Source organism: Streptomyces sp. NPDC058632, assembly GCF_042717095.1.
Lineage (GTDB): Bacteria > Actinomycetota > Actinomycetes > Streptomycetales > Streptomycetaceae > Streptomyces.
The window spans coordinates 26,234-35,270 of sequence record NZ_JBHXQZ010000082.1 but is presented as its reverse complement, the minus strand read 5'-3'; the positions used below and the strand labels follow the sequence as shown (position 1 = coordinate 35,270).

Below are 9,037 nucleotides of genomic sequence, written 5' to 3'. Positions count from 1 at the left end.
GAAAGACGTACGGCGCCTGTTCCGGTGGGGACACCGGACCAGGCGCCGTGCGCGAGGAAATTCTGCGATCCAGGGGACGAAAGGGTCGAAAAGGCCCGGACGTCACGGGTGTGACAGGAGATCAGTCGTTGGCGACCACGGGATAGCGCGGCTCGTTCTCGGCCATCTGCCGCAGCGCGTCCTTGCGTTCCCGCTTGGAGAGCCGGTCGATGTACAGGTAGCCGTAGAGATGATCCGTCTCGTGCTGCAAACACCGTGCGAAGTAACCGGTGCCGCGCACCTTGACCGGATTGCCCAGCTCGTCCTGACCGGTCACCTCGGCGTAGTCGGGCCGGGCCAGCGGGGCGTACGCCGTGGGGACCGACAGACAGCCCTCGTTGGAGTCGTCCAGCCGGCGCTTCTCGGCGGGCAGTTCGACCAGCTTGGGGTTGCAGACCACGCCGGCGTGGCGCGCGCCGTCGTCGTCCGGGCAGTCGTAGACGAAGACCTTCAGGTCGACACCGATCTGGTTGGCGGCCAGGCCCACTCCCTCGGCGGTGCGCTGGCTGGCGAACATGTCCGCGACCAGCTGCTGGAATTCCGGGCCGAAGTCGGTGACGTCCCGGCACTCCTTGTGCAGCACCGGGTTGCCGACCACGGTGATCGGCCGCGAGGTGCCACGCTCGACCCAGGCGGCCTCGCGCTCCGCGCAGCCCTCCGTGTCGATGACGTAGCCCTCCTCGTCGACGGGGAGCACGCCCGCGTGCTGCTGATCGGTGTCCTGCTGAGCCATGACCGACGTACGCCTTCCTGGAAACCATGGGGTGTGATGCTGATACAGGGTACGGCGAACGGACGGCCCGCCGACCGGCCCTCACCCGTGGCCGGTCCGACAACCGGTCCGACAACCGGTCCGGTGAACGGGTCCCGGGAACGCCTCAGCAGACTTCTTCGAGGTCCCGCCAGTCCCGCGAGTCCGGACTGTCCGCGACCCATCCGTCCAGCAGACCACGGACCAGCGAGGCCGGCGCGGCCAGCCCGCACTCGCGCTCCGGCACCCACAACTGCCCGTCGGTGCGGTGGCCGAGCGGTCCGGGATGTCCGGGCTCGCTGTGGTCGTGCGGGTCGAGATGCTCGCCCTCCCCCTCGTCGGACGGCATCCGGGACTCCGAGCACAGCCGGCACAGCAACCGCACCGAGGACGACCAGTCCTCGGCGGCGAACCCGGCGTCCCCGGCCAGCTGCTCCAGGGCGTCCCGGTCGACCTCGCTCGCGGCCTCCAGCAGGACCACCCACGTCGGCACCGGCGAGGGTGCCCACAACTCGATCTCGTCGAACACCGGGTAGGTGTGCCCGGCGGCCGTGCTCCGCTCGCCGTGCGGCACCCCGTCGTGCAGGACGACCTCGCCCCAGCGACGGCCGGAGGACGGCAGCGGAATGGACAGCACCTCGATCCGGGCGGGGTCGAGCCGCCGCCCCCAGACGACCTCGGCCTCCCCCTCCGGGGACAGCCGCACGGCCGCGCTGCCCAGGTCCATGCCGAGCGGCTCGCCGGAGTCGGTGGGGCTCCCCGGCACCTTCAGCCCGTAGGCCTGCCAGGCGCGGCGGGCCAGCGGCCAGTCCTGCAGGGCTGTGGCGGCGATGCCGACGTTCCACCAGTCCGGCGCGCCGGTGTCCCGGTCGAGCAACGCCACAGCCCTGAGGCCCGCAGTCCGCGCCTGCTCCCAGTCGTGCCGGAACTTGTGCAGCAGCGCGAGGTTGAACCAGGACTCCGACAGCCAGGGCTCCAGATCGGCGGCCCGGGTGAGCAACGCACCCGCGTCCTCGTAACGGCCGTCGCCGATGAGTGTGAACGCGCGGTCCGTGGCCTGCCGCCAGGAGGCGGAGGGCCTGTTCCGTCCCTTGCCGAAGATCCTCACGATTCCCGCCTGCCAGTTCCGTGCGGTGGGCGGCCTAGCCCCCGGACACCGTCTCCTTCGCATCCAACCACGTACGGCCGGAAGGGCGCTCATTACCCATGGGTTACCCCGGGCCGGCCCGGGTCAGACCGTACGGTTCGCGGCTCTCGCCGCGGTCGGGCGCCTGTCCTCACGCCCCCTCCCCCCGTCGCTCCCCTACGTCGTCCTCGTCCTCACGCCCCGATCCTCACATCCCGGCCTCCGTGGTCCCCCGGCGGCCTCCCTGTGCTTCACGACCGGCCGCCTCCGTCGTCGTACCCGTCTGCCTGCTCCCTGACCCTGACCTTGGCCCTGGACAGCACCCGGGCCAGGGATTCGACGACCTGGGGCGCGTACTCGCCGGCGGTGCCGAGGCGCAGTTCCTCCAGTGCCGCCAGCGGCCCACCGGGACCTCCTGCCCGGGACCTCTCGTCGTACGCGTTCACCACCCGGACGATCCGCGCGGCCAGCGGCTGCTCCCGGTGCGGTTCGGCCTGCCGCTCCACGATCCCGGCCACCCTCGGGTCCACCCCGGTCTGGCGGACCACGGCGCCGCCGAGCAGGGCGATCCGCCGCTGTTCCGTGGCCGGCAGGGCGGCGGTGGCACCCGCCGGCACCGGATCGACAAGGCTGAGCTGGCCGATGTCGTGCATCAGGGCCGCGTACTCCAGCACCACCAGATCCGGCTCGGTCAGCCCCAGGTCCCGGCCCACCGACCGGCTGAGGTCGGCGACCCTGCGGGCGTGCCCGGCCGGGGTGCAGCCGGCGATCTCGGTGGCCCGCGCGAGGGAGGCGATGGTCTGCCGGTAGGTGGCCCGGACCGCCGCGTACCGCCGGTAGGACAGCTGCGCGAGCAGCAAGGGCACGGAGAGCAGGGGCAGCGCCCACAGCCCCACGGCCGCGACGCCGAGCGCCATCACCGCGCCCGTCGCGGCGACGGCGGCCCCGATGCCGGGCAGCGCCCGCAGTTCGTCGCGCAGCACCGGCGGGAAGGGCCAGCCGGTGCGGGAGCGGGCCAGCGCGGCGGCGAGCACGGCGTCGCACAGGGCGGACAGCGACAGCAGGGCGAGCAGCAGCAGCGCGTAAGCGGGACCGCCCCAGCCGTCGAACGTCCCCCTGCCGTACAAGGGCTGGAAGCACACGGCGACGAAACCGACGGTGAGGGTCCGGCGGGCCAGCCGGTCGCGGGTGGGTCCGTGCCCGCGCCCGATGTGCGGCACGCTGCCGAGCAGGGAGGCGGCAAGGACCACGGCGACGGCCTGGGCCGCGCCGTGGTGGCCGGGCCGCCCACCGGCCTCGCCGAGCAGCGCGTACGCCAGTGACCCGGCGGCGGCGAGCGGCGCGGCCTGACGGACCCGCGGTCCGTCGCGGGGCTGCGTTCCGGCGCCCGGCGCCGCTCCTTCACCGGGCTGCCGTCCGTCTCGGGGCCGCCGCGGGCCGTGGTGCCGCGTGAGTTCCCCGACGGCGACGAGTACGCCGAAGGCGAGGGCGGCGCCTCGTTCCGCGACCCCGTGCCACAGGGTGGCGCCGAGGCAGCCGGCGGCGAGCACGGCGGCGCAGACGTGCACGAGGGCGTGCGGCCGCGGGGTCATCGGCGTGCCCCGGGCGGATCGGCGGCCGGCTCGGCAACCGGCGGGGCGACCGGCCCGGCGACGGGTTCGGCGACCGGCGGAACGGGCGGGCCGGGGGGCCGGGGAACGTCCTCGGCCGTCACCGCGGGATGCCAGCCGGTCCGGCCGATCGCCCGCACCAGCGCTTCCACCATCCGCGGGTCGAAGTGGCCTCCCGCGCACCGCTGGAGCTCGTCCAGCGCCACGGGCACCGGCCGTGCCCTGCTGTAGGAGCGGTTGGAGGTCATCGCGTCGAAGGCGTCGGCGACCGCCACCACGCGCGCGGACTCCGGGATCTGACCGCCCGCCAGCCCATAGGGGTAACCGCTGCCGTCCAGCCGCTCGTGATGGTGCAGCACGGCCGCGCGGGCCTCGCCCAGGAAGGAGATCCCCCGCACCATCTCGTGCCCGTACTCGGGGTGCAGTTCGATCACCCGCCGCTCCTCGGGGGTCAGCGGCCCGTCCTTGGTGAGCAGCCGGGTGGGCACCCCGAGCTTGCCGACGTCGTGCAGGATGCCGGCGAAGCGCAGCACCTCGGTCCGCTCGTCGTCCATGCCGAGCTCGCGCGCGATCATCGTGGAGGCCTGACCGACCCGCTCGCTGTGTCCGCGTGTGTACCCGTCCTTGATGTCGACGGCCTGCACGAGCGCGCGGATCGTGGCCTGGTGGGCGGCCCGCTCCCGGTGGTACTGGGCGAACGCCCACCACGAGACGTACATCGGCGGCAGCACGAGCAGCGCGGACACGGGCCCGTGGGGGCTGCGCCACAGCAGGGCCATCATCAGTCCGGCGAGCCCGTGCACGGTGACCGGTGCGAGCGATCGCAGGAACAGCCGCCACCAGGTCGTCTGCCGGGTCCTCCGGCGCGTCGTCCGCCGGGTCGTCCGGCTCCCGGGCCGTAGCGGCAGGCCACCCGCGAGCACCAGGATGCCGCGGTCCAGCAGCGTCAGCACCAGGCAGAACACCAGCACCGAGGCGCCGGACGCGCCCAGCGCCGCGGGAACGTCGCCGTTCGCGACCGCTTCCCGGCCGCCGGCCGCACGGTGTGCCCGGCTCGCGGCCCACACGGCGAGAGTCAGCTGCCCGGCCCGCCAGATCCGCCGTGCGAGGAACGGCCGCTGCTCCACGGGGGTGAGCAGCGCACCGGGCAGCACGACCAGCGCTGCGGCGGACGGCGGCAGCAGAAAGGCCGCGGCGAGCAGTACGGGGTGGAAGGTGCCGCCGGGGTTCGGGGCACCGAGGTGCCGGGACCGGGCTAGGCGTTCGCAGCAGGCGTACAGCACGGCGAGCGACGCGACGGCCCGCCAGGAGACGTCCGGACCGGGCACGGCCCGCACCGGCGACAGCGGCACCGCCGGCAGCAGACAGAGCAGACCCGCCACGGCGACACCGGCCACGTATACGCGGGCCCGTGCCGGTAACGCCTCCATCAGACCCTCCCCCGGCCGTGCCGGCCGCACTCGGCCTGCCGCCTGTCAGGGTCTGGAGCCTAGAGGGACGGACGGCGCCTCCGCGGGCCCCTGACCCGCGGATTAGCGCGTACGAGTGAGGGCGCTCCCCTTTCGGGGGTGCCTACCGGGGCAACTGTTCGGGGGTGTTCGAGCAGGGGGCCTCGGAGAGCGGGGCTCCTGAAAGGCTCAGGACTCCTGCTGCGCCGGAGCGGCCTGGGGCCGCTGGGCCGCCTCGGAGACGGTGACGTCCTGATCGGGAACGGCCCGGCCCGAGCGGATCACGTCGATCCGGCCCATGACCTTGGCGCGCAGGTCGCCCGGCACGTCGTCCTGCCCGCAGCACCGCTTGACCAGCTTCTTCACCGCCTGCTCGAGCCCGTACTTCTCGAGACAGGGCGAGCATTCCTCGAAGTGGTGCTCGAATTTCGCGCAGTCGGAGTCCGGCATCTCACGGTCGAGGAACTCGTAGAGATGATCGAGGATCTCGCTGCAATCCGTCTCGTGCGGCTCTCCGCAGCTCATGACCTCGAGCCTTTCGCTTCGTTCGACTCTCCGGCACCCGCCGGGACCAGTCCGCGCTCGCGCGCGTAGTCCTCGAGCATGCCGCGCAGCTGACGGCGGCCACGGTGCAGCCGGGACATCACGGTACCGATGGGTGTGCCCATGATGTCGGCGATCTCCTTGTAGGCAAAGCCCTCGACATCCGCGAGATACACGGCGATGCGGAACTCCTCGGGGATCGCCTGGAGCGCTTCCTTGACGTCCGAGTCGGGGAGGTGGTCCAGCGCCTGTGCCTCCGCGGAACGCAGACCGGTCGACATGTGGGACGCGGCCCGCGCGATCTGCCAGTCCTCGATCTCCTCGGCCCCGCTGCGCTGCGGTTCCCGCTGCTTCTTGCGGTACGAGTTGATGAAGGTGTTGGTGAGGATCCGGTACAGCCACGCCTTGAGGTTGGTGCCCTCGCGGAACTGGTGGAAGGACGCGTACGCCTTGGCGTACGTCTCCTGGACCAGGTCCTCGGCGTCCGCCGGGTTGCGCGTCATGCGCAGGGCGGCCGAGTACATCTGGTCGAGGAACTCGAGCGCGTCCCGCTCGAAGCGCGCGCTGCGCTCGGCGGTCGATTCCGCTCGCTTGTCGCCCTGGCCCTCGGGCTGCTCCGCCTGGCCGTGTTCGGTCCCTGCGTCGGTACCGGGAACCGGACCCACCTCCTCCAGAGTTGTCGTGGGACCGGAAGCGGTCTCACTCGAATCGGAGGATAGACGACGATCCGGTCCGTCCGCCGCCCGAACAGGGACGGTCCTGGCCGCGTGCAGCACCGTCCAGTCCAGCTCGGTGCGGCCCTTGCGGCTCGGGCAGAAGGTCGAACCCATGCGGCGGACTTCCTCTCCTACGACTACGACGGCTGCGCCGGCGGACCGGCGGACACGTCGGCGTCAACAGCGGGGGACGTCCGGACATTCCCGAAGCTTTACCCGGGCGGGCCGGGCGCCCGGCCCGCCCGGGTACGCCTGAGAGGCGCCCGCTGCTCCACGAGGGAGCCGACCCACCGCACGACAGCGTCCGTGACGACCGCCAGGGCCTCCTCCTGTGTGATGTCCGCCCGCCTGGGGACGGCGAGGCCGTGATCCCCGTACGCCACCTCGACCAGTTCGTACGCCCACCCGTCTCCCGCCACCGCCCTTGCACCGACGCTCCCCCGGAGCTGAACGCCTGGGGGGACCCCCATCGCGCGTCCCCTCCTGTACTCGGGGAACTCTCCGGGCCTGCCGAAGGGGTCGTTGCCGCCCTGTACGACGAGGGTGGGCACCCCGGTCCCGAGCAGCTCTTCGGCGCGGGACTTCTCGGGCCTGCCCGGCGGGTGCAGGGGGAAGCCGAGGGCGAGCACGGCATGGGCGCCCAGTTCACCGGCGGTCCGGCAGGCGACGCGGGCTCCGGCGCTGCGCCCGCCCGAGATCACCGGCAGGTCCGGCTTCGTCAGCGCGGGCCAGAGGCCGCGCCAGCCGGTGTCCAGGGTCTTCGGCGCGGGGGCCACCTTCTTGCCGGCCACCCGCCAGGGCTGCTCCACCAGCGCCACGGTCGTGCCGTGCGCGGGCAGCACGGCGGCCAGGGCCTGCAGGTCCCGGGCCTCGATGCCGCCGCCGGCGCCGTGACTCAGCGCGAGGACGAAACGCGCGGGGTGCCGGGCGGGGTGCCAGGTGATGCGGGCAGGACCGACGTCGGTCTCCACGGTCTCGACCGACGGCGGTTCCGCCGAGCCGACCGCGGCAGGAGTGTTCTTCGTGTTCTTCACAGGCGTCACGTCAGAAGAGTGTGCTCTCTTCCGGTGCTTCCAGCTCCCTCAGCAGCTCCGGGCCGTTGTTGCGGACGTTGCTGACCGCGGTGGAGACCGGGAAGGCACGCATCAGGCCGGAGGGCGGCGGCGCGAGCAGCCCGCGCAGCTCCTCGGTGTCCGTGCGGGCGGGGTCGAGCCAGGCGTCCCAGCGGTCCGGTGTGAGCATCAGCGGCATCCGCGGGTGGATGTCGGCCAGAGCCCTCGGGCCGTCCGCCGGCGCCACCGCGAGCGGCGTGGTCTCCGCCTCGGTGGTGATGACGGAGCACGTCACCCACCAGGCCCGCGGATGGTCGTCCGGCAGGGTCCGGTCCCGCCAGAACTCGTACAGACCCGCCATCGCGAACACCGAGCCGTCGGCCGGTGTCACGAAGTACGGCTGTTTTCGGGGGCGCTTGCGTTTGCCCTCGACCTCCAGGTCCCGCTCCTGCGTGCCGGTGACCCACTCGTAGTAGCCGTCGGCGGGCAGGATGCAGCGCCGGGTGGCGAAGGCGCGACGGTAGGACGGCTTCTCGTGGACGGTCTCCGCGCGGGCGTTGATCATCCGGGCCCCGCCGTCGGGCGTCCTGGCCCAGGACGGCACCAGGCCCCACTTCAGCTTCCGCAGCTGCCGAACCGGCCGCGGGTCGTCCGCGTCCTTCACTGCGCGGTCGAGCACGGCGGGCACCTCTTTGGTGGGCGCCACGTTGTAGTCGGGCTCCAGGGTCTCTTCCGGCTCGCTCCCCCGAGCTCTCGACTCCGCTCGAGCAGGGGGGACCCCCATGTCGATCCCAAAGATTCCTGCGAGATCCTCGGGCCTGCGACTCGCTGCATACCGTCCGCACATACGTGCAACACTGCCAGACTCCGCGCCACCACGAGGAGCTCCCGCCCCATATGGACAGCACCGCATCCGCCTCGCTCGCCTCCCTCTGGGACGAGGTCACCGGCACCCAGCCCGACCCGGACCTGTGGGTGGTGATCGCCACACTGGCCGCCGCCCTCGTCGTGGTCACGCCGCACGGGCTGTGGCGGCTCTCGCGCAACGCCATCACCATCGCGCACGAGGGCGGCCACGGGCTCGTGGCGCTGTTCACCGGCCGCACCCTCACGGGGATACGCCTCCACTCGGACACCAGCGGCCTGACCGTCAGCCGCGGCAAACCGACCGGCATCGGCATGATCCTCACCGCCGCGGCCGGCTACACCGCTCCCCCTCTGCTGGGCCTCGGCGGTGCGGCGCTGCTGGGCGCCGGGCGCATCACGCTGCTGCTGTGGCTGGCCACGGTGCTGCTCGTGGCGATGCTGGTCATGATCCGCAACGCCTACGGGGCGCTGACGGTGCTGCTCACCGGCGGCACGTTCGTCCTCGTGTCCTGGCTGGCCGGCCCGCAGGTCCAGGCGGCCTTCGCGTACGCCGTGGTGTGGTTCCTGCTGCTCGGCGGGGTGCGCCCGGCGTTCGAGCTCCAGACCAAGCGGGCGCGCGGGGGCGCGGGCGACTCGGACGCGGACCAGCTGTCCCGGCTGACGCACGTACCGGCGGGGCTGTGGTTCTTCCTGTTCCACGCGGTGTCGCTGTGCTCGCTGCTCGGCGGCGGACGGTGGCTGCTGGGGCTGTGACGCCGTAGGAGTGACCCGGGGACCGTGGTCGCCGACACGTCAACGGAGGTGTCCACCGCGCGGGACTCCACCCGCACTCCGCCGAGGGGCGCCCGGCGGAGCGGCTCGACCAGGGGGACAACGGCTCGGGGA

The 9,037-nt window shown here is 72.9% G+C and carries 9 protein-coding genes; 1 reads left to right on the top strand and 8 read right to left on the bottom strand.

Going from position 1 to position 9,037, the window contains the following annotated elements; translation table 11 throughout:
• Positions 1-121 precede the first annotated feature (121 nt).
• From def to ACFWVE_RS26720, 8 genes are all read right to left on the bottom strand, one after another.
• The gene (gene def, locus ACFWVE_RS26755; RefSeq protein ID WP_384018912.1) at positions 122-772 is read right to left on the bottom strand and encodes a peptide deformylase; all 651 of its coding nucleotides are present in this window, start codon (positions 770-772) and stop codon (positions 122-124) included.
• Between the two features lie 145 nt (positions 773-917).
• A complete protein-coding gene (locus ACFWVE_RS26750; RefSeq protein ID WP_384018909.1) occupies positions 918-1,898 on the bottom strand; it encodes a tetratricopeptide repeat protein in 981 nt (326 codons plus the stop codon).
• Between the two features lie 269 nt (positions 1,899-2,167).
• Positions 2,168-3,508, bottom strand: coding sequence for an HD-GYP domain-containing protein (locus tag ACFWVE_RS26745; RefSeq protein WP_384018906.1), 1,341 nt, complete (start codon positions 3,506-3,508; stop codon positions 2,168-2,170).
• Positions 3,505-4,956 carry an HD-GYP domain-containing protein gene (locus tag ACFWVE_RS26740; RefSeq protein WP_384018903.1) on the bottom strand — a complete coding sequence of 484 codons (1,452 nt, stop codon included), beginning with the start codon at positions 4,954-4,956 and terminating at the stop codon, positions 3,505-3,507. Before ACFWVE_RS26740 ends, ACFWVE_RS26745 begins: the two co-directional genes overlap by 4 nt.
• Positions 4,957-5,163: 207 nt before the next feature.
• Entirely contained in the window at positions 5,164-5,499 is a 336-nt protein-coding gene (gene rsrA / locus ACFWVE_RS26735) for a mycothiol system anti-sigma-R factor (protein ID WP_384018900.1), read from the bottom strand.
• A complete protein-coding gene (sigR, locus tag ACFWVE_RS26730) occupies positions 5,496-6,182 on the bottom strand; it encodes an RNA polymerase sigma factor SigR (RefSeq protein WP_384018920.1) in 687 nt (228 codons plus the stop codon). The genes rsrA and sigR overlap by 4 nt, the downstream gene beginning before the upstream one ends.
• Before the next feature lie 263 nt (positions 6,183-6,445).
• Positions 6,446-7,267: an alpha/beta family hydrolase gene (locus ACFWVE_RS26725; RefSeq protein ID WP_384018917.1), complete on the bottom strand. Its 822-nt coding sequence runs from the start codon at positions 7,265-7,267 to the stop codon at positions 6,446-6,448.
• 10 nt (positions 7,268-7,277) lie between these two features.
• Positions 7,278-8,132: an SOS response-associated peptidase gene (locus ACFWVE_RS26720; protein ID WP_384018897.1), complete on the bottom strand. Its 855-nt coding sequence runs from the start codon at positions 8,130-8,132 to the stop codon at positions 7,278-7,280.
• A 50-nt stretch (positions 8,133-8,182) separates the two neighbouring features.
• Here ACFWVE_RS26720 and ACFWVE_RS26715 point away from each other — a divergent pair, with 50 nt between their 5' ends.
• Positions 8,183-8,905, top strand: a complete 723-nt coding sequence (locus ACFWVE_RS26715) for a M50 family metallopeptidase (RefSeq protein WP_384018894.1) — start codon at positions 8,183-8,185, stop codon at positions 8,903-8,905.
• Positions 8,906-9,037: the final 132 nt, after the last annotated feature.

What these genes read in the sequence shown, in the direction of transcription:
- def (WP_384018912.1), bottom strand. Translation starts at nt 772, where the DNA reads ATGGCTCAGCAGGACACCGATCAGCAGCACGCGGGCGTGCTCCCCGTC.
- ACFWVE_RS26745 (WP_384018906.1), bottom strand. Translation starts at nt 3,508, where the DNA reads ATGACCCCGCGGCCGCACGCCCTCGTGCACGTCTGCGCCGCCGTGCTC.
- ACFWVE_RS26740 (WP_384018903.1), bottom strand. Translation starts at nt 4,956, where the DNA reads ATGGAGGCGTTACCGGCACGGGCCCGCGTATACGTGGCCGGTGTCGCC.
- rsrA (WP_384018900.1), bottom strand. Translation starts at nt 5,499, where the DNA reads ATGAGCTGCGGAGAGCCGCACGAGACGGATTGCAGCGAGATCCTCGAT.
- ACFWVE_RS26720 (WP_384018897.1), bottom strand. Translation starts at nt 8,132, where the DNA reads ATGTGCGGACGGTATGCAGCGAGTCGCAGGCCCGAGGATCTCGCAGGA.
- ACFWVE_RS26715 (WP_384018894.1), top strand. Translation starts at nt 8,183, where the DNA reads ATGGACAGCACCGCATCCGCCTCGCTCGCCTCCCTCTGGGACGAGGTC.